Below are 527 nucleotides of genomic sequence, written 5' to 3' on the forward strand. Positions count from 1 at the left end.
AAGAGACAGGGGCTGGAGTCGGCGGAAGGGATGTCGCGCGGGTCGGAGGCTCGGCGGTCGTAGCCGCGGGGGCTGGAGTCGGCGAGCTCTTCGCGGCGACCGTAGCCACGACGACCGGAGTCGCGAGGGCCGGAGTCAGCCTGGGCGAAGCGGGGGTCGTCACCGCGACGGCCGTAGCCACGCCGACCGTAACCGCGGGGGCTGGAGTCGGCGGACTCTTCGCGGGGACCGTAGCCACGGCGACCGAAGTCGCGCGGGCCGACGGCGTCAGCGGCGGTGCGCAGGTCGAAACCATGCCGGCCGTGGCCGCGGCGGTCGAAGTCGCGAGGGGCGAAGGCGTCTGAGGCGTCGCGCGGGTCGTAGCCACGGCGATCGAAGCCATGGCGGCCGTAGCCGCGGGGGCCGAAGTCGCGGGGGCCGAAGTCGGCCGAAGCGTCACGGCGGCGGTTGGGGCCTCGGCGGCCGTAGCCGCGGGGGCTGAAGTCGTCCGAGGTGGCGCGCGGGTCGAAGCTGCGGCGGTCGTAGCC

General features: G+C 75.1%; 1 pseudogene. It reads right to left on the reverse strand.

The features are described 5' to 3' along the window. A pseudogene (locus KGQ19_RS48845) lies at positions 1 to 527 on the reverse strand (hypothetical protein); the annotation flags it as partial.

It is taken from the genome of Catenulispora pinistramenti (assembly GCF_018274385.1).
Lineage (GTDB): Bacteria > Actinomycetota > Actinomycetes > Streptomycetales > Catenulisporaceae > Catenulispora > Catenulispora pinistramenti.